Raw genomic sequence first — 21,420 nt, 5'->3', positions numbered from 1 at the left:
CGAGTCGTCTGACAGAAGGAGTCGGTTCCACGTGATGCGTCGAGTCGCAGCGATCGCTGTAGGTGCGGTGACTCTCCTGGCCGGTTCGCCAGCGCAGGCCCAGGCCGCGCTCAAGCCGTACGACCACCAGGACCCCTACCGGTCGGGCTGCGGCAACTCGGCCAGGGTCGTGAAGACCGCCGCGATCAAGAGCAGGATCCACGGAGAGGTCGGCACGATCAAGCTCATGTGGTCCGGCCGGTGCCAGACCAACTGGATCGAGGTCAAGACCGCCTCCTCCGCGCGCGGCACCATCAACGTCTACACCGCGGACGGCCGGCACAACCGGTTCAGCTTCAAGGCCGGCAACGGCGGCCGCCACTGGGGCGACATGCTCTGGGCCAAGGACATGTGCGCCTGGGGCAGCGCCAGCATCCAGTGGAACGGCGGCAACGGCGGCCAGAACGGCCAGGGCACCACGGGCAAGGCCTGCCGCTAGCGGCGGCGAGGGGCTGCGGCCGCGCGGTCGCAGCCCCCGGTTCATCCGGAGGTCACACCGGCCCTCTAGGCTAGCCTCGACATGACGAAGCACATCATCTGGGATTGGAACGGCACGCTCTTCCACGATTCCGAAGCCGTGGTCCAAGCCACCAACGCGATCTTCAAGCCCTACGAACTGCCCGAGCTGACCCTCGACGGCTTCCGCGCCGTCTTCACCCGCCCCATCTGGGTGGCCTACGAGCGCCTGCTCGGCCGCCCGCTCGCCGAGGACGAGTGGCAGCAGCTCGACGCCGGGTTCCACGAGCACTACTTCCGGCTGTGCGACGTGTGCCAGCTGGCCTCCGGCGCGGAGGTCATCCTCTCGACCTGGACGGGCACGCAGTCGCTCTGCTCGATGGCCCCGCACGAGCACCTGGTGCCCAAGGTCGAGTCGTTCGGCATCACCCGGCACTTCACCAGGATCGACGGCCTCACCGGCGCCCTCGGCGGCGAGAAGGCCGCCCACATGACCGCGCACATCGAGGCCATCGGCGTCGACCCCGGCGAGATCCTGGTGATCGGCGACAGCGTGGACGACGGGCTCGCCGCCAAGCACGTGGGAGCCAGGGCGGTGCTCTACACCGGCGGCATGACCACCAGGGCCGAGCTGGAGGAGACCGGGCTGCCGGTGGTCGACCGGCTCTCCGACGCGCTCGACTACGTCTGACCATGCTGTAATCGCTCAGGCGGGCGCCCAGACGGCGGCGACGGCCGTACCCTTGCAGGGACCCCTCAGGAGGCTGCCATCAACCGCCTTGTGCTGTGGAACGTCGATCTGACGCTCGTCGACGTCGCCATCGTGACCAGAGACGCCTACGCCGAGGCGTTCCGCGTCGTGACCGGGCGACCGCTGGTCAAGCTCGTGCCGCCGATGGGGCGGCCCGACTCCGAGATCGTCTTCGAGACGCTCGCCGTCAACGGCATCGTGGCCGAGGACGATCACCTGCCCAGGTTCCTGTCGGCGCTCGCCACGGCCTTCGCCGACCGGCGCGGGCGGCTGGCCGGGGACGGGCGGATGATGGCCGGGGCCAAGGCGGCGCTGAAGGCCGTCTCGCGGCTCGACGGGGTGGTGCAGACGGTGCTGACCGGCACGATCCGGGCCAACGCCGTGCACAAGCTGAAGGCGTTCGGGCTCGACAAGTACGTGGACTTCGAGCTCGGCGGGTACGGCGAGGAGGTCTACCCCAAGGCGACCCTGCTGCAGGTGGCGCAGTCGCGCGCCAAGCAGCGGCTCGGGACGCCGTTCACGGCCGCCAACACGGTGGTGATCGGCGACTCCACGCGGGACGTGCAGGCGGCCAAGATCGGCGGGGCCGGGATGATCGGGGTCGCCTCCGGGCGGTCGATGGCCTCCGAGCTGCGCGAGGCCGGGGCCGACATCGTGCTGCCCGACCTGTCCAACGCCTCGGAGGTGGTGGCGGCGGTCGCGGCCCTCACGGCCCCCCTGGACCGGGCGTCGCGCTGACGGCCTCACCGGCCTGCGCCTCGCGCTGGCGCCGCCCCGCACGCTCGTCGCCAGGCCGGCGCCGTGCGGGGCGCGCTGGTCGCCTGACCGGCCGCCGCCGCCCGGCGATCCGCCGCACTCCGGCGGGTCCCTGGTGAGGGGAGCGCAGGGCGCGCGGCGAGACGCGCGGGGACGCAGCGGGTGTCAGGGGAGGGCGCGGAGGAAGCGGGCCGCGATCGGGGCCGCGACGGCGGACCCGGCGCCGCCGCCCTCGACGATGACGGAGAACGCCAGGTCGCCCTGGTAGCCGATGAACCACGAGTGCGCGGGCGGCTCCTTGCCCGAGCCGTACTCCGCCGTGCCCGTCTTGCCCGCCGTGCCGGCCGGGAAGCTGACCCCGTGGGCGGTGCCGTCCGTGACGACGGCGGGCATGAGCCGGCGCAGGGCCTTGACCACGCCACCCTCCAGCGGGCGCGGGCCGGCCTGCTGTTGCCCGGGGACGGGCTCGCCGGTGACCAGCCGGGGCGGGATGTAGGAGCCGGAGGCGATGGCGGCGGCGACCGAGGCCATGTTGAGCGGGCTCGCCAGCACCCTGCCCTGCCCGATCGAGGCGGAGGCGAGGTCCGTGTCGTCCTTGGGGTCGGGGAACTCGGCGCGCACGGCCGGCACCCCTGGCGTGATCGCGGTGCCGAAGCCGAAGCTCCTGGCGACCTCGCCGAGCCGGCCACCGTTCAGCTCGGCCACGCTCATCTCGCCGAACGTCGTGTTGCACGAGTGCGCGAACGCGTCGCGGAACGACAGCGTGCCGAAGTCCTCGAAGCCCGCGTTGTGGAACGGGAAGCCGCCGATGTTCTTCTCGGCCGGGCACGTCACCTGCTGCCCCGGCTCGACCCCGCCGGCGACCAGCGCGGAGGCCGTCACGACCTTGAACGTCGAGCCCGGCGGGTACTTGCCGAGCAGCGCCCGGTTGAACCCGCCCGGCGCGTTGACCACGGCCAGGATCTCCCCGGTGGAGGCCCGCAGCGCGACCAGGGAGGCCGGCTTGTCCGTGCCCTCCAGTGCCTCGGCCCCCGCGCGGTGCACCTTCAGGTCGATGGTGGTCTGGATCGGCTCCTTCCCGGCCTGCTGCTCGGCGACGGTCTTGACGCGTTCGTCGCCCTGGTAGAGGTCGATCCTCGTCCGGGACAGCTCCTCGAAGCGGTCGGGAAAGGTCTGCTTCATACCCTCGACGAGCTGCTGCACCGAGCCGGGTGCGCTCGCGGTGTTGAGGTTGGCGCCGTCGGCGGCCAGGACGCGGACGGGGTCGCCCTTCTGCGCGACCACCTTCAGCGACATGCCCTTCTTCAGCAGGGGGTGCAGGGTGGCGGGCGTCCAGGCCACCTTCCAGGTGCGGTCCCGCTCGACGAGCCGGAGCCTGCCGTCGTACTCCCAGTTGCGCGCGCCGGTGAGGGCAGCCTTGAAGGCGACGGCGTCGCCGTCGGACGCCTCGCCGGGGCGGAAGGCGGCCCGGGTGGCCTTGAGGTCGGTGAGGAAGCGCCGGTGCAGGCGCTCGAAGTCGGCGGGCGGGTCGGCGACCAGCGCCCGCATCGCCGCGTAGTCCTGGGCGGACCAGGCCGCCAGGTACCGCTCGGCCGTCTCCTCGGGCGAGCCCTCGACCCGCAGCGCCCAGATGACACCGCCCGCCACGAGGGCCGGGATCAGGAGTGCCGCCACGATCCACGGCCATCGCCTGCGGTGTCGTCTGCCATAGATTCGCCCCGTTTGTGGTGCCATGACGCAGAGGACACCAGAGCCCGCGCCACGGTGTCCAATATTGATATGGGCGATTCCCAGATATAAATCTGGATATAGTGGCTGGTCATGGACCTAGTCCGACATCTCCGCTACTTCATCGTGGTGGCGGAGGAGCTGCACTTCGGCAACGCCGCCATCCGGCTCGGCATGGCCCAGCCGCCCCTCAGCCAGCGCATCAAGCGGCTGGAGGAGGAGCTCGGCGTGCGGCTGTTCGACCGGTCCGCCCGCCAGGTCCGGCTCACCGAGCCGGGCCGGCTGCTGCTGGGCGAGGCCCGCGAGATCGTCGGCCGGGTGGACCGGCTGCACGAGCTGGCCAGGCAGGGCGGCCGGGGCACGGTGCTGAAGGTGGGGGTGCCGCCCGACCTGGCCGCGACGGTGCTGGCCGCCCTGGTCGCGGCCTTCCGCGAGAGCAGCCCCGAGGTACGCCTCGCGCCCGCCGAGATCTGGACCGCCGACCAGGTGACGGCGCTGGCCGAGGGCACGATCGACGTCGGCCTCGTCCGCCATCCCGTGACCGCGCCCGGCCTGACGTTCGGCCAGGTGCTGGTGCAGGCGCAGGGCGTGCTGCTGGCCGAGGGCGACCCGCTGGCGAGCGTCGGCGAGGTGCATCTGGCCGACCTGGCGGGGCGCGAGCTGCTGATGCCGCCCAAGGAGGGCGAGCCGGGCTGGCGCGCCGAGGTGCTCGCGGAGTGCCGCCGCCAGGGCTTCGTGCCCGCGCAGGTGCACGAAGGCGCCGGGCTCGGGCTGGTACTGGCGGGGGCGGCGGTGGCGTTCGGGCCGAGGATGGAGCTGCCGGGGCTGGCCTGGAGGCCGCTGCTAGGCTCGCCGATCACGAGCCGGGTCTCCACCGCCTGGCGCGCGGCCACGCCTGCGGTCGGCGACTTCTCGGCCGCGGCCGTACGTACGTTGAAGGAGAGCGCCGGGATGACCCACGAAGGCGCCGCACCCGTGCGGCGGGTCAGCCGCAGGCCGGGGATGCTGGCATGAGCGCGCCGGCCTTCGACCAGCTGTTCCGGGCCGCCGGGGTCACCGGCTGGCTGTACGCGGCCGACGTCGACACCGGGCACGACCTCGGGCACGGCGCCGACGAGCCGATGCCCACGGCCTCGATGTTCAAGGTGCCGCTGCTGGTGGCGCTGTGCCGGCAGGCCGACGCCGGGCTGCTCGACCTGACCGAGCGGGTCACCGTGACGGCGGCCGACCGGGTGTCCGGGCCGACCGGGATCTCCTCGATGCTCGACGACGTGACGATCTCGCTGCGCGACCTGGCGTACCTGATGATCGCCCTGAGCGACAACACCGCGGCCGACAAGCTGCTGGGCAGGGTGGGGTTCGACGCGATCAACACCATGCTGGAGGCGTTCGGGCTGAAGGAGACCCGGGTGGTGCAGGGCTCGGGGGAGATGCTCGGCAGCATGGACGTGGACACCGGGCACGCGTGGCCGTTCGTGGATCCCGACGACATCGCCCGGCTCAGCGTGCTGGACCCCGCGCGGACCAACCGCAGCACCGCGCGGGAGATGGCCCGGCTGTTCGGGATGATCTGGCGCGACGAGGTCGCCTCCGCGCCGTCGTGCGCGTGGATGCGGGGCGTGCTCAACATGCAGGTGTGGCCGCACCGCATGGCCTCGGGTTTCCCGTACGACGACGTGGCCGTCAGCGGCAAGACGGGCACGATGCCGACGCTGCGCTGCGAGACGGGCGTCGTCGAGTACCCCGACGGCGGCCGGTACGCGGTGTCGGTCTTCACCCGCTCCTTCGGCACCGCGCTCATCCAGCCGCGCGCCGACGCGGTGATCGGGACAGCCGCGCGTATGGCGGTGGACCACCTACGGAGGTAGCAAGTTATGGGGAAGGCCGGGTATGACTTTCCCCCGTACGGGCGACAGGATGAGGCATATGGTTGCTGAGGGCGAGCTTCTCTGGGAGCCGAGCGAAGAGATCGTCGAGTCCGCCAGGCTGACCCACTACCTGCGATGGCTGGGCCGGCCCGTCGACTACGAGGACGCGTGGCGGTGGTCCGTCGATCGGCCCGCGGAGTTCTGGACGTCGGTCTGGGACTACTTCGAGGTGATCGGCGATCGGGGTGACGGGCCCGTGCTCTCGGGGACGATGCCCGGCGCCACGTGGTTCGCCGGCAGCTCGCTCAACTACGCCGAGAACGCGCTGCGGCGCACCGACGAGGGCATCGCCCTCGTCTTCGTCTCCGAGGACGGCGGCCGGCAGGAGCTGACCTGGGCCGGGCTGCGCGAGGAGGTCGCCAGGGTACGCACCGGGCTGCTGCGGCTCGGCGTCGGGCGCGGCGACCGGGTGGCCGCCTACCTGCCCAACATCCCGCAGGCCCTGATCGCCTGCCTGGCCACCGCCTCGCTGGGCGCGATCTGGTCGGCCGGCTCGCCCGACTTCGGCGTGCCGAGCATCGTCGACCGGTTCAAGCAGATCGAGCCCAAGGTGCTCATCGCCGTGGACGGTTACCACTACAACGGCAAGAGCTACGACCGCTCGGCCGCGGTCAACGAGATCGCCGCCGAGCTGCCCACGCTGCGGGCGACCGTGTGGATCCCGTACCTGGCGGCGGCCGAGGAGGGCCGCGCGCCGCAGCAGGCCGAGCCCGCCCCCGGGCGCACCAGCCAGGTGCCGCACGGCGAGGTGATCGGCTGGGAGGGCCTGCGGGCGGAGGAGGGGCCGCTGGAGTTCGAGCGGGTGCCGTTCGACCACCCGCTGTGGATCCTCTACTCCAGCGGCACGACCGGGCTGCCCAAGCCGATCGTGCACGGGCACGGCGGCGTGGTGCTCGAACACCTCAAGTCGCTCGCCTTCCACCAGGACCTGGGCGAGGGCGATGTGTTCTTCTGGTACACCACCACGGGCTGGATGATGTGGAACTACCTCATCGGCGCCCTGCTGGTGGGGGCCACGCCCGTGCTGTACGACGGGTCGGCCACCCACCCGTCGCCCGCCGCGCTGTGGCGGATCGCCGACACGGAGGGCGTGACGTACTTCGGGGTCGGGGCGCCGTACATCATGGCCTCGCTGAAGGCCGGCATCCACCCCGAGGGGCTGGAGCGGCTGCGCGGCGTCGGCTCCACCGGGTCGCCGCTGCCGCCGGAGGGGTTCGCCTGGGTGGCCGCCGAGCTGCCGGGGGTGCCGATCGGGTCGTTCTCCGGGGGCACCGACGTGTGCACGGGGTTCGTGGGGGCCACCATGCTGCACCCGATCAGGGCGGGGATCATCCCGTGCCGGTCGCTGGGGGCGCGGGTGGAGTCGTACGACGCCCTGGGCAAGGCGGTCGTCGGCGAGGTGGGGGAGCTGGTGCTGAGCCTGCCGATGCCGTCGATGCCGGTCATGTTCTGGAACGACCCCGGGGGCGAGCGGTACACCGAGAGCTACTTCGACGTCTATCCCGGGGTGTGGCGGCACGGCGACTGGATCAAGATCAACGAGGACGGGAGCTGCGTGATCTACGGGCGCTCCGACTCGACGCTCAACCGCGGCGGCGTGCGGATGGGCACCAGCGAGTTCTACCGGGTCGTCGAGCGGTTCGAGGAGATCGCGGACAGCCTGGTGATCGACACGGGCCAGCTCGGGCAGGAGGGACGGCTGCTGCTCTACGTGACGCTCATCGAGGGCGCCGAGCTGACCGACGCCCTGGAGCGGGGGCTGTGCGACGCGCTGCGCAGGGAGCTGTCGCCCCGGCACGTGCCGAACGAGATCCGCGTCGTCCCCGGCATCCCGCGGACGTTGTCCGGCAAGAAGCTCGAGGTGCCGGTACGCAAGATCCTGCTCGGCACGCCCGTCGAGGACGCGGCCAATCCCGACGCCATGGCCAACCCCGAGGTGTTGCGCCACTTCACCCCATGAGGATGGTGATTTTTCCGCGGAGGTCGCCTGCCTCGGCTCGCCGGTGGAGCTGGGCGAGCTCCGCCAGCGGGTGTGACTCCGCGATCTCGACCGTGAGCGCGCCGTCGTCGATCAGGGCGGCGAGGGCGGCCAGCTCGCCCGGGTCGTAGCGCATCACGAAGTGGCCGTCGCCCCCGGCGATCGAGACGGTCGTGCGGGCCTGCCCGGCCGGCTCGCCGGCTGGGACGGTCGTGCGGGACTGCCCGGCCGGCTCGTGCGCGGCCGGGATCAGGTTCAGGAGCACGTCCACGTCGGCGGGCAGCGGTGTCGTGGTGTAATCGATCACGTCGTCGGCCCCGAGCCGCCGGACCGCGGCGGCGCTGCGCGGGCTCGCGGTGGCGGTCACGTGCGCGCCGGCCAGCTTGGCGAGCTGCACGGCGAACATGCCCACCCCGCCGCCCGCGCCGTTGACCAGCACCCGCTGGCCCGGCGTGACGCGGGCGTGCTCGTGGACCGCCTGCCAGGCGGTGAGCCCGGCCACGGGGACGGCGGCGGCGTCGGCGAGCGGGATGCTCCGCGGAGCCTTGGCCAGAACGTCCGCCGGGGCCACGACGTACTCCGCCGCCGCTCCGTCCACCATCCCGAACACCCGGTCCCCTGGCTCCAGGCCGCCGGCACCCGCGCCCGTCTCGACGACCGTGCCCGAGACGTCCCAGCCGAGGGTGTGCGGCAGGCTCGCCCGGAACACCTCGGGCAGCAGCCCGGAGCGCAGCCCGATCTCCGAGGGGTTGAACGAGGTCGCGGCCACCTCCAGGAGCACCTCCCCGGGGCCGGGGCGGGGGATCGCCACCTCGTCGGCGCGGATCACGGAAGCGTCCCCGAACTCGTGGATCCGCGCCGCCCGCATCGCGGAAGCCGCCTGCGGGACGGCGCTGAACGCGGCGGCGTGTTCCCGAACCCACTCGCGGAACGGCCTCGCCGGAGCCTTCGTGACCTCCTCGACCGCGGACGTGACCGGCACCGGCCGGCTCACCAGCTCCGCCTGGGCCCGCAGCATTTCCTCCACCGCGCCGCGCGGCCGGCCCCCGGCCAGCAGGGCGGCGCGGGCCTGATCGGGCGCCAGTTCCTCCCACCGCACCGGAAGCCCGGTGACCTCGGAGACGATCCGCACCTGGTCCGCCTGGGAGAGCGTCTCGGGCCCGGTCAGGGCGTAGGCCGCGCCGTGGTGCCCGGCGTCCAGCAGCGCCCGTACGGCCACGGCCGCGATGTCCCGCTCGTGCACCACCGGCATGCCCGCCGCCCCGTACGCCGCCCGCACCACGCCCGCCCGCACCTGCCGGGCCCACCGCAGCGCGTTCGCCGCGAAGGCGTGCGGGCGCAGGAAGGTCCACTCGCCGGCCACCTCCTCGACCAGCCGCTCGACCTCGCGCTCCCACCCGCGCCGCGCGGCGGAGGACAGGTAGACCACGCGCCGTCCCGCCAGCGCCCGCAGCACCTCCCGCGCGCCGTCGGCGGTGGCGAACGGCCAGATCAGCAACACCGACGTCACCCCGTCCAGCGGCGGCAACGTCGCCGGGTCCCGCAGGTCGCCGTCCCTGCCGCTCAGGGTCACCACCTCGGCCCCGGCCTCGCGCAGCAGCGCCACCGCGTGCCGCCCCACCGTGCCGGTCGCCCCGGTCACCAGAATCCGTCCCACTCTCGCTCTCCTCTCGTCGCACACCACCGTAGGGAGGGCTGCAGAGATGACCAATGCGTTCAGATCTTCCATTCATACGCCAGCGTCTTCCGCGCTAGAGTTCCCGGCATGGACGTGCTCAGCGACGTGATCGCCGTCATGCGGACCGGCCGGCCCCGTTCCGCCCGGATCGAGTGGCGCGCGCCCTGGGGCCAGCGGTTCCCGGCGGCGCCGGGGTCGGCCGGGTTCCAGGTGGTCCTGCGCGGGGCCACGTGGCTGCTGCCGCCCGACGGGCCGCCGGTCGCGCTGTCCGCGGGTGACGTCGTGTTCTTCCCGCGCGGGCACGGCTACGCCATGGCCGACAGCCCGTCCACACCGGTGGCCGAGCCGCACTGCGACCCGTACACCGACGAGGCCGGCCTGTTCGCCTCGGCCTCGATGGAGGGGCAGGGCGCGGCCACGGTGCTGCTGTGCGGCGGCTACCGGCTCGATCCCACCCGGGCGCACCCGCTCCTGCGCGACCTGCCCGACCTCATCCACCTGCCGGCGGTGCCCGGCCTGCACTCCGAGGTGCGCGCCGCCGTCGAGCTGCTGGGCGCCGAGATCCACCGCCCTGGGCTGGGCGCCGACACGGTCGTGTCGTCCCTGCTCGACATGCTGCTGCTGTACATCCTGCGGGCCTGGTTCGCGGCCGAGCACGGGCACTGCGAGGTCACCGGCTGGGCCGCGGCGCTGGCCGACCCGGCCGTCAGCGCGGCGCTCGACGCCATGCACCGCGACCCGGCCCGCCCGTGGACCGTGGCCGACCTGGGCACGCGGGCGGGGCTGTCGCGGGCGGCGTTCGCGCGCCGGTTCGCCGAGCTCGTGGGGCAGCCGCCGCTGGCCTACCTGACCTGGTGGCGCCTGTCGAGCGCCGGCCGCCTGCTGCGGGAGACTGACGCGCCGCTGAGCGAGATCGCCGCCAGGGTGGGTTACGGCTCGGAGTTCGCCTTCGCCAACGCCTTCAAGCGGGAGTACGGCGTGGCGCCCGGCAGGTACCGCCGCACGGCCTGCCCGGCCCGGCCGGAGGAGGCCGCCCTCACCCGCTGAGCCTCAGCCGCGTTCGCCGGGGACGACCAGGCCCGACTCGTACGCCGTGACGACGGCCTGAGTCCTGTCGCGCAGGCCGAGCTTGTTCAGCACGCGGCTCACGTGGGTCTTGACCGTCTCCTCCGTGACCACCAGCCGGTCGGCGATCTCGAGGTTCGACAGGCCCTCGGCCACCAGCCGCAGGACCTGCGTCTCGCGCGGGGTGAGCGCCGACAGGGCCGCGCCGGGCCGGCCCCGCGCGGGGGTCAGGCGGGCGAACTCGCCGATCAGGCGGCGGGTGACGGCCGGGGCCAGCAGCGCGTCACCGGCGGCGATCACGCGGACCGCGTCGAAGAGGCGCTCGGCCGTGACGTCCTTGAGCAGGAAGCCGCTGGCGCCCGCGCGCAGGGCGTCGTAGACGTACTCGTCGAGGTCGAACGTCGTCAGGATGAGCACCCGCGGCCCCTCGGGGCCCGCCACCAGCCTGGTGGCCTCGATGCCGCTCATGCCCGGCATGCGCACGTCCATGAGCACGACGTCGGGGGACAGCTCGCGGCACATCCGCACCGCCTCGGCCCCGTCGGGGGCGGTGCCGACGACCTCGAAGTCCGGCTGGGTGTCGAGCAGCTCGGCGAACCCCGTACGGACGACCAGGTGATCGTCGGCGATGACGACCCGGATCACGAGGCATCCCTGCCGGGAAGCCGCGCCTCGACCAGGAAACCGCCGCCGGGCGCGGGCCCCGTGCGCAGCTCGCCGCCGGCCGCCGCCGCCCGCTCCCGCATGCCGGACAGCCCGTGCCCGCCGGCCCCCTCCGCGGGGCCAGGGCCGTTGTCGCGGACGAGGAGGCGCAGGGTGTCGCCGGTGTAGTCGAGCTCCACGTCCACCGCCGCTCCCGGCGCGTGGCGGCGGGCGTTGGTGAGTGCCTCCTGGACGATCCGGTACGCGGCCAGCTCCACGCCGGGGTCGAGCTCCACCGGCGCGCCGCGCAGGATCAGCCGGGTGCTGGTGCCCGACGCCTCGCGGGACTCGTCGAGCAGCTCGTTCAGCTCGTCCAGGCGCAGGCCGGGCTGCGGGCGCCAGGTCGTCGCCGCCTCCGCGTCCTCGCGCAGGACGCCGAGCAGCCGGCGCATCTCCGTCAGCGCCGCCCTGGCGGTGTCGCCGATCGCCAGCAGCCGCTCCGCGCCCGCCGCGGGCATGCCGGGGACGGCCAGCCGGGCGGTCTCGGCCTGCACGGCGACCATGGAGATGTGGTGGGCGACCACGTCGTGCAGCTCCCTGGCGATGCGGGCGCGCTCGCCGCGGGCCGTGTGCTCCAGCAGGCTGTCGGCGATGACCTGCCGGGCGGCCGTGTCGGCCCTGGCCTGGTGGCGGGCGCGGCGGGCGATCCCGGCCAGCGCCGCGGCCGGTGCCAGGCAGCCGAGCAGCAGCGTGAGCAGGCGTACCGAGCCCCCGGACCGGGCGGCCGCCTCCGCCACCACCGCCAGCAGCGGGAACGGCGCGGTGAGCGCCACGGCGCGCCACGGCGGCCCGCCGAACCGGTAGGCCGCGACGAGCTGGACGGCCAGCCCGGCGGGGGTGAAGGTGTGGAAGGCCGTGATCGACAGCAGGCTCGCGCCCGTGACCAGGAGCCCGGCGGTGCCGGGCTGGTTCCACAGGAGAGCGGGCGGGAGCGTGGTGGCCAGTGCGAGCAGCGGGAAGAGAATGGTCGGCGGGACCGGTTCCGGGCGCCCGTCCGGCGGGAGCCGCGTCCCGGGCTCGGTGCCGGCCGGGCCGCGCGCCGTGCCGGCCGGGACGGCTTCGGTGTTCGAGAAGACCAGGCCCGGGCCGTGCTCCGCCTGCGCGATGGCCTGGGCCACGCCGACCAGTGCCAGCAGCGCGATGAGCACGACCGGCGCGTACCGGGCCGTGGCGATCCGCCGAGCGGCGCTCGCCCACGCCCCTGGCGGCCGGGACGCGCCCGTCCCGAGCCGCCTGTACGGCCCCGGCCCCGCCGCCCGCCGGTCGTACGCTCGCTCCACGGACCCCATTGTTTCCCCGCCACCCCCCGCATGACATCCCTCCCAGGAGGGACGGCCCCTCCCGGGCACGAGTGATCCCGAGGATCGCTCCCCGGCGTGACGACCACCCCGGGCGCCGCTGCCTAGTGTGCCTGGACATGGAAGCAACCATCGAAGTCGCCGGGCTGCGCAAGCGGTTCGGCCGGACGACGGCGCTGGACGGGATGACGTTCACGGTGCTGCCGGGCCGGGTGACCGGGTTCGTCGGGCCGAACGGCGCGGGCAAGTCCACGACGATGCGCGTGGTGCTCGGCCTGGACGCGCCCGACGAGGGGCGCGCGCTGGTGGGCGGCAGGCCGTACCGGAGCCTGCGCCGCCCGCTGAGCCAGGTCGGCGCGCTGCTCGACGCGGGCGCGCTGCAGCCGAGCCGCACGGCCCGCAACCACCTGCTGTGGCTGGCCCACTCGCAGGGGCTGGGGGCGCGGCGCGTGGACGAGGTGCTGGCGCAGGTGGGGCTCGCGGCGGCGGCGCGGCGCAGGGCCGGGGGGTTCTCGCTGGGCATGCGGCAGCGGCTGGGGATCGCCGCCGCCCTGCTCGGCGACCCGCCGGTGCTCATGCTGGACGAGCCGTTCAACGGGCTGGACCCGGAGGGCATCGTGTGGATCCGCGGGTTCCTGCGGTCGCTGGCCGCCGAGGGGCGCGCGGTGCTGGTCTCCAGCCACCTGATGAGCGAGCTGGAGGACACCGCCGGCCATCTCGTGGTGGCGGGGCGCGGCCGGGTGGTCGCGGACGTCGCGGTGTCCGAGCTGATCGCCTCGGCGTCCCAGGACCGGGTGACGCTCCGCACCGCGTCCCGGTCGGCAGCCATGGCGGCGCTGGCCGGGGCCGGGGCGACGGTGGCCGTCAGCGAGCGGGACACGGTGGTCGTCTCCGGGATGCCCGCCGAGGAGGTGGTGCGGCTGCTCGGCGCCTGCCAGGTGCCGTTCTCGGAGGTGAGCGCGCACCGGGCGACGCTGGAGGAGGCGTACCTGGAGCTGACGAGGGACGCCGTGGAGTTCAAGGGGGCGGCGCGATGAGCTTCCGCCACGTGCTGCTCGCGGAGTGGACCAAGCTCAGGACGGTACGCGGCTGGGTGGCCGGGCTGGTGGCCGTCTGCCTCACCGTGGTCGGGCTGGGCCTGCTCTTCGCCACCGGCAGCCACTCCTCGTGCAGCAATGGCCCGGTCGAGGTGCCCTGCCCGGAGCCGGTGCTGGGCCCCGGCGGCGCGGCGGTCGTCGACCGCTTCTACTTCGTCAGCATGCCGCTGGACGGCAACGGCGCCATCACCGCCCGGGTGAACTCCATGACCGGCCAGATCCGCCTGCCCGACGCGACCCCCGGCGTCCGGAACGTCGTCGCCGGCGTCGTGCCGTGGGCGAAGGCCGGCCTCATGGTCAAGGAGAGCACCGAGCAGGGGGCCGCGTACGCCGCGGTCATGGTCACCGGCGCCCACGGCGTGCGCATGCAGCACGACTTCACCGAGGACGTGGCGGGCGGCGCGCACGGCGTGTCGCCCGGATCGCCGCGCTGGCTGCGCCTGAGCCGCGACAACGACACGATCACCGGCGAGGAGTCGCCGGACGGGAAGCGGTGGACCAGGGTCGGCACGGCCCGGCTGGACGGGCTGCCCGCCAAGGTGCGCATCGGCCTGTTCGCCGCCTCGCCCCCGGACGTGCGGGTGGAGAGCAACCCGCTCGGCGGCACGGCCTCGGCCGGGCGCTTCTCCGAGGTCACCGCGCTCGTGGACCAGGTCGGCGTGGCCGGCGCGACCGCCGGCGGCGCGTGGAGCAGGGACGACATCGGGGTCGACCTCAACATCGACGGCACGCCGCACCATCCCGGCGGCCTCGTCAGGAACGGCGACACGTTCGCCATCACCGGGACGGGCGACATCGCCCCCAACACGACCGAGGGCACCATCGAGCGGACGCTGACCGGAGCGCTGATCGCGCTCGTCGTGGTCATCGTGGTGGCGGTGCTGTTCGTCACCGCGGAGTACCGGCGCGGCCTGATCCGCACGACGCTGCTGGCAGGCCCGCGGCGCGGCCGGACGCTGGTGGCCAAGGCCGTGGTGGTGGGCGCGGCCACGTTCGCGGCCGGGCTGGTGGGGGCCGCCGTCACGGTGCCGCTCGCGGTGCGCGTCCTGCGCGGGAACCGGATCTTCACGCTGCCGGTGAGCACGCTCACGGAGGTGCGGGTGATCGCGGGCGCCGCGGGCGTGCTCGCCGTGTCCGCCGTGCTCGCCCTGGCGCTGGGCGCCCTGTTCCGGCGCAGCGCGCCGGCGGTCATCGCGGCGATCGTGGTGCTCGTGGTCCCGTACGTGCTGGGCACCGCGTCCATCCTGCCCGACGAGGTGTCGCGCTGGCTGCTGCGGCTCACCCCGGCCGCCGGGTTCGCGATCCAGCAGAGCGTGCCGGAGTACGAGCACGTGATCTCGCACTACGTGCCCGCGATGGGGTACTTCCCGCTGCCGCCGTGGGGCGGGTTCGCGGTGCTGTGCGGGTACGCGGCCCTCGCGCTCGGCCTGGCCGTCCGCCGCCTGAACGGGAGGGACGCGTGAGGCGGGAACTGCACGCCGAGTGGACCAAGCTGCGCACGGTGGCCGGGCCGGGCCGGCTGCTGCTCGGGATCGTGGTGCTGACCGTGGCGGGCAGCGCCGCCGCGGCCGGCGCGATGGAGTGCCCGTCGGCGGGCTGCGGCCAGGACGCCACCCGGATCGGCCTGTTCGGGGTGCAGCTCGGCCAGGGGCTGGTGGCGCTGCTGGCCGTGCTGGCGGTCTGCGGGGAGTACAGCACGGGGATGATCCGCACCAGCCTGACGGCGATGCCGCGCCGGATGACCGCGCTGGCCGCCAGGACCGCCCTGCTCGCCGGGCTGACATCGGCCGCGGGGGCGCTCGGCGTGCTCGGCTCCCTGCTGGTGGCGCGGCTGCTGCTGCCCGGCAACGGCTTCACGCCCGAGCACGGCTACCCGCCGCTGTCGCTCGCCGACGGGCCCACGCTGCGGGCGGCGGCCGGGTCCGTGCTCTACCTGGTGCTGATCGCCGTGCTGAGCGCGGGCGTGGCGACGGCCGTACGGGACTCGGCGGTGGCGGCGGGGGCCGTGCTCGGACTGATCTACCTCTTCCCGACGGTCGTCCTGATGATCACGAACGAGGACGTGCAGCGCCTGCTCTGGCGGCTGTCGCCGATGAACGCCGGGCTGGCCGTCCAGGCCACCACGAGCCTGCCCGCCATGCCCATCGGCGCGTGGGCGGGGCTCGGCGTGGCCGCCGCCTGGGCCGCGGCGGCGCTGGCGTGCGGCGGGCTGCTGCTGCGCGCACGTGACGCCTAAATACGAAATAACCGATTTTGGCGGGATCCGGATATTAGCCGGGGCTTTGCTTGATAAAAGCCATGAATTCTCGGCGGTGCGGGTAGGCGTTGATTTATGAGGATAAAGCTTCAAAGAATGGCCGCCCTTGGTGTCGCCGCCGCCGTCTGCGTGATCCCGGCCCCGGCTTCCGCCGACCACACGGACCAGGCCGGCCAGGTGGCGGGGGTCGTGCTGCGGCCCGGAGACCGGGGAGAGGCCGTCAAGCTGCTGCAGGCGAAGCTGCACCGCGGCCGCTACTACTTCGGGAAGATCAACGGCGTCTACGACGACCAGACCAAGATGGCCGTCTGGGCGCTGCAGAAGCACCGCAGGTTGATGCCGCAGGGCGAGGTCGGGTCGCGGGTGTGGGCGGCGCTGGACCGGTCGGCGCGCCACCGCCCGCTGGTGCCGGGCGGGGGCCCTGACCGGGTGGAGATCAGCCTGCGCGACCAGCTCCTGACCGTCTACCGCGACCGCAAACCGGCGCTGATCACGCACATCTCGTCCGGCGCCGAGGTGCGTTACTGCGAGGACGGCCGCTGCGGCAACGCCATCACGCCGGTCGGCGACTTCCGCGTCTCCCGGCGGGCGCCGGGCTGGACGACGGGGCGGCTCGGGTCGATGTTCAACTCGCTGTACTTCGTGGGCGGCATCGCCATGCACGGCTCGACGAAGGTGCCGCTGCGCCCGGCCTCCCACGGCTGCGTACGCGTGCCGCTGACGACGTCCAAGCGGCTGTTCGAGATGGTGAAGATCGGTGAGCCCGTTTACGTGCGAGGCAAGATCATGTGACGTCGATTATTCATATATCGGCACCGTTTCTGAAATACCGGCAATTGTCGCCTTCGCGGCAATTGGCACGTGGGAAAGCGTCCCGGTGGCGAAAGTGCGGCGGCGCGCGGAAAAGCCCGGCGGTCCGTGGCGTCTCCCCGGAGATCCTGGTGACCTCTCGCGAAGACGCGCGGGCGTTCCGCCGGGTTCGTCACACCCCCTCACGATCAGGCGCGCGCGATGCCGACGCGGGTGAGCCGCGGCACGCTCTCTCCTGCCTTCTTCATCACTCCGTCCTTGACGAGCCGCAGCGGCCTGCCCGCGGGCTTGGGCTCGCCGCCGTGGTCCCCGCCGTTGGTCTGGGCCAGCCGCAGGGCCAGCGCCGGGCACATGTCGACCGCCCGCCGCGCCTCCTTGGCCATGAACCCCGGGATCTGGCGGAACGACGGGAACCCGTAGTCGTCCAGGTCCACGAACTCCGGCAGCAGGTGCGCGCACAGCCCGTGCCCCTGGCATCGGGACCAGTCGACCTCCAGCCGGTACTCGGGCTCGGCCTCGCGCTCCGGCATCGGCAGCACCCCGAGTACGGGGCGGCCGCAGGAGCCCTGCTCCAGATGCTGGGCGATCTCGACCTCGAACGCGTCCAGGGCCGACAGCACGAACTTGGCCGTGCCGTCCGGGTGGAAGCACGCCCCGCGCCGCTCGACGCCGCGCACGCCGCGCCGTACCGCGTCGACCGAGCCGGTGCCCTCGACCAGCGCGTACATGGCCTTGGCGATGTCGGGCAGGCCGAGCCGGCACGGCCCGCACTGGCCCGCGGACTCCGCCGCCAGGTAGGCGGCGACCCTGGCGGCCTCGCCCAGGGCGCAGGTGGACTCGCCGAGCGGGACGATGATCCCGGCGCCGAGCGTGGCGCCGGCCTGCTTCATGCCCTCGCGCGAGATCACGGCCGTCTCGACGACGTCCGCCGACAGCCACGCGCCGTGGTAGCCGCCGATGAGCACGCCGTCGCCGATGTCCGCCTCGCACAAGCCGAGCACGTCCGACAGGTACGTCCCCGTGGGCGCCTCGATGACGGCGCCGTGGGCCGCGCCGCCGCTGACCGTGAGCAGGATCGTGCCGGGCTCCTTGGCGGTGCCGACCTCGGCGTACTTCTCCGGCCCGTACTCGGCGAGCAGCGCGAACTGCGCGTACGTCTCCGTGTTGGACAGCAGCGTCGGCAGCCCGTCCACGCCGCTCGTCGCGGCCCGCTTCTTCCTGCCCGGCGGGATGCCCTCCTCTCCGTTCACGGCCTTGACCAGCGCGCCGCCCTCGCCGGAGATGAACCGCTCCTTGATCCCGACCACCCTGATCGGGACCCGGCTCTCGGCTCCGCCGGACACGTTGGCCGCGCGGCGCTCGTTCACGGCGGCGGTGACGGACGCCTCGGCGACCTCGCCACCGGCCGTGGCGACGACCACTTCGCGGGCGCCCAGCGCCTCGGCCGCCAGCACCGCGCCGTCCAGCACGAGATGCGGGTTGCGGGTGAGCAGCATGGCGTCCTTGGAGCTGGCCGGCTCGCCCTCGGCGCCGTTGACCAGCACGACGCACTCGCCGCCCGAGCGGGCCGCGTCGGCCACGGCGCGCAGCTTGCGGGCGAACGGGAACGCCGCGCCGCCCCGGCCGCGCATGTCCACCTCGTTGGCGTACGAGATGAGCTCGCCCAGCTCCCTGGGCTCCATGACGCCGTGCAGGGTGCGGTGGGCGGGCAGATCGAGGCGACGGCAGTGGTCCAGCCCGGCGGTCAGCCGGGCCGGACCCATGCGTAACACCCGTGGCACTCTGGCCGGAATCACGGTCGCTCCTTGACGGGTGCGGACGGGATCAGCCTGGTCATCCTGCCTCCCGGTATCTGCGGCGGGCCTCGGCGAGGCTGACGGGCGCCTTGACGGCTGTCGCCGCCGCTCCGGCCGCGACCGGAGCCTTCTGCTTGGCCTGCTGTGGCCGCTCCGACGGCACGCCCAGGGCGGCGGGAGCGGTCACGGCGGGCATGATGACCTTCTCGGGTACGACCGGCGGCCGGCGCACCGTCGCCAGCACGCGGACGATCAGCGCGCCGCCGACCGCCGCCATGCTGGCCACGTACGACCAGGCCACCCAGCCGGCCGGCGGGCGGCCGGCCGTCAGTCCGTGCATGATCCCGACGGGCCAGGCCAGGTACGCCGCGGAGTGCATGATCCGCCACATCCACGGCCTGGTCCGCGTCGCGAACCGACCCCTGAGCATTCCCGTCACCACGGCCACGACCATCAGGTCGAAGGCCAGGGTGCCCAGCCCCACGTAGATCCCTGCGACCGGCACGACCGCCGCCCCCGGCGGCACGTGCCCGAGGCTGATCATGAGCGTGATGTGCGTGACCAGGTACGCCAGCCCGATGAGCGCGGTGGCCCGGTGAGCGAGCTGGGCCCTGACCCGGTTGGCCGGTGACAGGAAGACGCGTTCCGTGGTGAGCAGGCCGAGCGCGACGGTCGCGGTCAGCAGCACCAGGGCGAACACGCCCGCGTAGAACTCGAGGAAGCCGACCCCTCGGCCGAGCAGCGCGATCCCGCGTTCCGTCCTGGTCAGTGCGAACACTGTCAGCACGAGGGCCGCGATGGAGGCGCTCGCCCCCAGCCGGACGTTCCTGGTGTCCAGCAGAGTGGGGGCGTGCCTGGGGTGTCGTCTGTGGAGCATCTATTTCCCTCCAAGGTCGGGTGAGGGTGCGACTCGGAGAGCTGCGTTGCCTGTGAGGGCGACGTTCAGATCAGCAACGGCGGCCACGGTTGATGCATGAGACGACGAACTGCATCAGCCGGTCGGGCATCACGTTGGCGAAGTCACCGTGGTCGGTGACGGGGTTGTGCTTCTGCTCAGGGAAGGCGTCCACGGCGTACGAGGGGCCTTGCGGCACGTTGTACGCCAGCGTCATGCGTAGCTGCGGAATCGCCCTGGTGCCCTGCGGGCAGGCACCACCCTGGTCAGGGAAGACCACGTGCGTGCGGTGATTGGCGCTGTCGGTGTTCTGACCGTCCCAGCAGCTGGGGAAGTCCAGAATACGGAGGACCTGGCTGCCGCGCGGGCAAAGCGTGTATTTGTCGGGACTTATGCGATTTTGGAATCCCGAGCAGCTCCAACCGGCCTTGGCGTTGGCCCCGCCGTTCGTGGCCGCCTTGGCGTCACCGGTGATGATCCGGATGAACCTCGGCATCGCGACCACCCGGGAGGCGGCGTTCCCGCGGAACTGGAGCGTCACGGCGCGCGGCCGCAGCACCTGGCCGACGTTGCCGTCAGGGTCGGTGGCGTTCGCGTCCGACCTGCGGTCCCTGAGCACCGGCCAGAAGTAGGTGGACTTGTCGCCCAGCCGGCAGGTCGTTCCGGCCGCCGCCAGGCTCTCGTCGGTGGAGAAGGCGTCCGTCGACAGGTTGCCCACGTAGTCGTGCAGGTGGTGCGCGCCGTTGCTCACGCCCGGGGCCACGATGAAGTTGTCGGGGTTGTTGTGGCCGTTGCGGTTGGTGCCGCACTGCGAGACGAACGTGCCGCGCGAGCCGTTCCTGCCGGCGCGGGCGTCGTTGTTCACCGGCGCGACCTGGCGGATGTCCACGAAGTCCTCGGGGAACGGGCCCAGGTCGGCGCACTCCTCCTCGGCGCCGCCCGTCCCGGTGGGCGAGGGCGAGGCCGAGCCGGTGGGCGACGGCTCGGCGGTGGACCCGCCGTCGTCGGGGTTCTGGGTCTGGCTGGGGCTCGGGGTGGGCGTGCGGGTGGGCTGGTTGCCGCCGCCGCGGCGGCGCCCGAAGGTCTCGGCGGTCTGCTCCGGCTCGGCCTCGGGGTTGCCGGCCTCCGGATCCTCCGGAGCGCCGGTCTCCGGTGGCTGCGCCGGGTCGAGCAGCGCGATGCCGCCGCCCTGGGGGGCCTGCTGCTCGTCCTCGGCCTGTCCGGTGCCCTGCTGGTCGCCCTGCTGGTCTTGTTGCTGTCCCTGCTGGTTCTGATCCTGTTGCTGGCCCTGGTCCTGGTCCTGTTGCTGGCCTTGGTCCTGGTTCTGGCCCTGGTCCTGCTGCTGGCCCTGATCCTGGTTCTGGTCCTGATCCGGCTGCTGGGTCTGGCTCGCCTGAGGTGACTGGGTGGCCTCCGCCGGATCGCAGTGGTCGGCCAGAACCGGGCCGACACCGATGACGGCCGCGGACACCAGGCCGCTCGCCACCACCGCCAGGGTGGTCACGGCCGCGGCCATGCGTCTGGATCTCATGATGTGTGTCTCCTCTTTTCAACCGCCAGTGCGACGGGTGGAGCGGGTGAGGGCGTCGGGGGTTCGGGCAACTGGCTGTGGTCGACCAGGCCGGTGGACTCCAGGTAGCCCATGTGGCGCATCACGTAGTTGATGCCTTCCTGGGCGAACTTCCTGATCTCGGAGTTGCGCGTCCCGGACCGTACGCCCGCCACGACGGTGAAGACCTTGCCGTGCGCGGCACGCAACAGGTTCGCGAAGTCCTTGTCGAAGGCCGGTCCGCTTTCGGCCGCGAGCTGGGCCATCCAGCTCTGCTGGTCGGCGTTGGGCTCGTCGGGCAGGGCCACGCCGAGCTTCTTCGCGGTCTGGCGCGTGATCAGGTCGAGCTCCATGTGCTCTTCCATGATCAATTTGCCGACTTCCTTCACGCGCTGGGACTCGGCGCGGGTCTGGGCGTACTCGCCGACGGGCATCTCCCAGAGGCCCGCCTGGCGTACCTTGACCAGCAGATCGCGGTCGGCGGCCGTGAGCGGCCCCGATGAGGTCTGCGTCCACTGGGCGGCCGCGGGATCGATCGCCGGCGGCATGACCAGCGCGATCGTCGCGGCAGCGGCTACGACGAAGCCGCCGAGCATGAACATCTCGCCGCGCAAAAGCCTGTGCATGGTCGGAGGTA

The 21,420-nt window shown here is 73.1% G+C and carries 19 protein-coding genes; 11 read left to right on the top strand and 8 right to left on the bottom strand.

The features are described 5' to 3' along the window. Positions 1–67: 67 nt before the first annotated feature. From ACBJ32_RS21670 to ACBJ32_RS21660, 3 genes are all read left to right on the top strand, one after another. Entirely contained in the window at positions 68–478 is a 411-nt protein-coding gene (locus ACBJ32_RS21670) for a DUF2690 domain-containing protein (RefSeq protein WP_375128232.1), read from the top strand. Between the two features lie 81 nt (positions 479–559). Then, complete coding sequence (locus ACBJ32_RS21665) at positions 560–1,186, top strand: HAD family hydrolase (protein WP_375128231.1); 627 nt, start codon at positions 560–562, stop codon at positions 1,184–1,186. Between the two features lie 90 nt (positions 1,187–1,276). Next, entirely contained in the window at positions 1,277–1,984 is a 708-nt protein-coding gene (locus ACBJ32_RS21660; RefSeq protein ID WP_375128230.1) for an HAD family hydrolase, read from the top strand. Between the two features lie 183 nt (positions 1,985–2,167). Here the strand turns inward: ACBJ32_RS21660 and ACBJ32_RS21655 are convergent, their stop codons facing one another. Next, entirely contained in the window at positions 2,168–3,676 is a 1,509-nt protein-coding gene (locus tag ACBJ32_RS21655; protein WP_375128229.1) for a penicillin-binding transpeptidase domain-containing protein, read from the bottom strand. 147 nt (positions 3,677–3,823) lie between these two features. Between ACBJ32_RS21655 and ACBJ32_RS21650 the strand changes: the two genes are divergently transcribed. The 3 genes from ACBJ32_RS21650 to ACBJ32_RS21640 are packed head-to-tail and all read left to right on the top strand — an operon-like array spanning position 3,824 to position 7,618. Further along, the gene (locus ACBJ32_RS21650) at positions 3,824–4,744 is read left to right on the top strand and encodes a LysR family transcriptional regulator (RefSeq protein WP_375128228.1); all 921 of its coding nucleotides are present in this window, start codon (positions 3,824–3,826) and stop codon (positions 4,742–4,744) included. Further along, a complete protein-coding gene (locus ACBJ32_RS21645; RefSeq protein ID WP_375128227.1) occupies positions 4,741–5,598 on the top strand; it encodes a serine hydrolase in 858 nt (285 codons plus the stop codon). The genes ACBJ32_RS21650 and ACBJ32_RS21645 overlap by 4 nt, the downstream gene beginning before the upstream one ends. Positions 5,599–5,656: 58 nt before the next feature. Then, positions 5,657–7,618, top strand: coding sequence for an acetoacetate--CoA ligase (locus tag ACBJ32_RS21640; RefSeq protein ID WP_375128226.1), 1,962 nt, complete (start codon positions 5,657–5,659; stop codon positions 7,616–7,618). Here the strand turns inward: ACBJ32_RS21640 and ACBJ32_RS21635 are convergent. Beyond that, positions 7,608–9,293, bottom strand: coding sequence for an alcohol dehydrogenase catalytic domain-containing protein (locus ACBJ32_RS21635; RefSeq protein WP_375128225.1), 1,686 nt, complete (start codon positions 9,291–9,293; stop codon positions 7,608–7,610). The genes ACBJ32_RS21640 and ACBJ32_RS21635 overlap by 11 nt on opposite strands. 108 nt (positions 9,294–9,401) lie before the next feature. On the opposite strand from ACBJ32_RS21635, the gene ACBJ32_RS21630 reads away from it, so the two are divergent. Continuing rightward, positions 9,402–10,361, top strand: a complete 960-nt coding sequence (locus tag ACBJ32_RS21630; protein ID WP_375128224.1) for an AraC family transcriptional regulator — start codon at positions 9,402–9,404, stop codon at positions 10,359–10,361. Between the two features lie 3 nt (positions 10,362–10,364). Here the strand turns inward: ACBJ32_RS21630 and ACBJ32_RS21625 are convergent, their stop codons facing one another. Continuing rightward, positions 10,365–11,024, bottom strand: coding sequence for a response regulator (locus tag ACBJ32_RS21625; protein ID WP_375128223.1), 660 nt, complete (start codon positions 11,022–11,024; stop codon positions 10,365–10,367). Beyond that, positions 11,021–12,361, bottom strand: coding sequence for a sensor histidine kinase (locus ACBJ32_RS21620; protein WP_375128222.1), 1,341 nt, complete (start codon positions 12,359–12,361; stop codon positions 11,021–11,023). Before ACBJ32_RS21620 ends, ACBJ32_RS21625 begins: the two co-directional genes overlap by 4 nt. A 137-nt stretch (positions 12,362–12,498) precedes the next feature. Between ACBJ32_RS21620 and ACBJ32_RS21615 the strand changes: the two genes are divergently transcribed. The 4 genes from ACBJ32_RS21615 (at position 12,499) to ACBJ32_RS21600 (ending at position 16,525) form a co-directional block, all read left to right on the top strand. Next, positions 12,499–13,416, top strand: a complete 918-nt coding sequence (locus tag ACBJ32_RS21615) for an ABC transporter ATP-binding protein (protein WP_375128221.1) — start codon at positions 12,499–12,501, stop codon at positions 13,414–13,416. Then, a complete protein-coding gene (locus ACBJ32_RS21610) occupies positions 13,413–14,939 on the top strand; it encodes an ABC transporter permease subunit (protein WP_375128220.1) in 1,527 nt (508 codons plus the stop codon). The genes ACBJ32_RS21615 and ACBJ32_RS21610 overlap by 4 nt, the downstream gene beginning before the upstream one ends. Further along, positions 14,936–15,712, top strand: coding sequence for an ABC transporter permease (locus tag ACBJ32_RS21605; RefSeq protein WP_375128219.1), 777 nt, complete (start codon positions 14,936–14,938; stop codon positions 15,710–15,712). The genes ACBJ32_RS21610 and ACBJ32_RS21605 overlap by 4 nt, the downstream gene beginning before the upstream one ends. A 117-nt stretch (positions 15,713–15,829) precedes the next feature. Further along, a complete protein-coding gene (locus ACBJ32_RS21600; RefSeq protein WP_375128218.1) occupies positions 15,830–16,525 on the top strand; it encodes a L,D-transpeptidase family protein in 696 nt (231 codons plus the stop codon). Positions 16,526–16,731: 206 nt separating this feature from the next. Here ACBJ32_RS21600 and ACBJ32_RS21595 read toward each other — a convergent pair whose 3' ends face one another. From ACBJ32_RS21595 to ACBJ32_RS21580, 4 genes are all read right to left on the bottom strand, one after another. Next, positions 16,732–18,306: an NADH-ubiquinone oxidoreductase-F iron-sulfur binding region domain-containing protein gene (locus ACBJ32_RS21595; RefSeq protein WP_375128463.1), complete on the bottom strand. Its 1,575-nt coding sequence runs from the start codon at positions 18,304–18,306 to the stop codon at positions 16,732–16,734. A gap of 70 nt (positions 18,307–18,376) precedes the next feature. Further along, on the bottom strand, positions 18,377–19,216 hold the full coding sequence (locus ACBJ32_RS21590; RefSeq protein ID WP_357873410.1) for a hypothetical protein: 840 nt from the start codon (positions 19,214–19,216) through the stop codon (positions 18,377–18,379). 70 nt (positions 19,217–19,286) lie between these two features. Further along, the gene (locus ACBJ32_RS21585; protein WP_375128217.1) at positions 19,287–20,765 is read right to left on the bottom strand and encodes a DUF1996 domain-containing protein; all 1,479 of its coding nucleotides are present in this window, start codon (positions 20,763–20,765) and stop codon (positions 19,287–19,289) included. After that, a complete protein-coding gene (locus ACBJ32_RS21580; protein ID WP_357873416.1) occupies positions 20,762–21,385 on the bottom strand; it encodes a DUF4142 domain-containing protein in 624 nt (207 codons plus the stop codon). The genes ACBJ32_RS21585 and ACBJ32_RS21580 overlap by 4 nt, the downstream gene beginning before the upstream one ends. Between the last annotated feature and the right edge of the window lie 35 nt (positions 21,386–21,420).

Source organism: Nonomuraea sp. GTA35, assembly GCF_041950525.1.
GTDB lineage: Bacteria > Actinomycetota > Actinomycetes > Streptosporangiales > Streptosporangiaceae > Nonomuraea.
The sequence above is the reverse complement of the archived record's forward strand: the minus strand, read 5'-3'. Positions and strand labels throughout refer to the sequence as shown.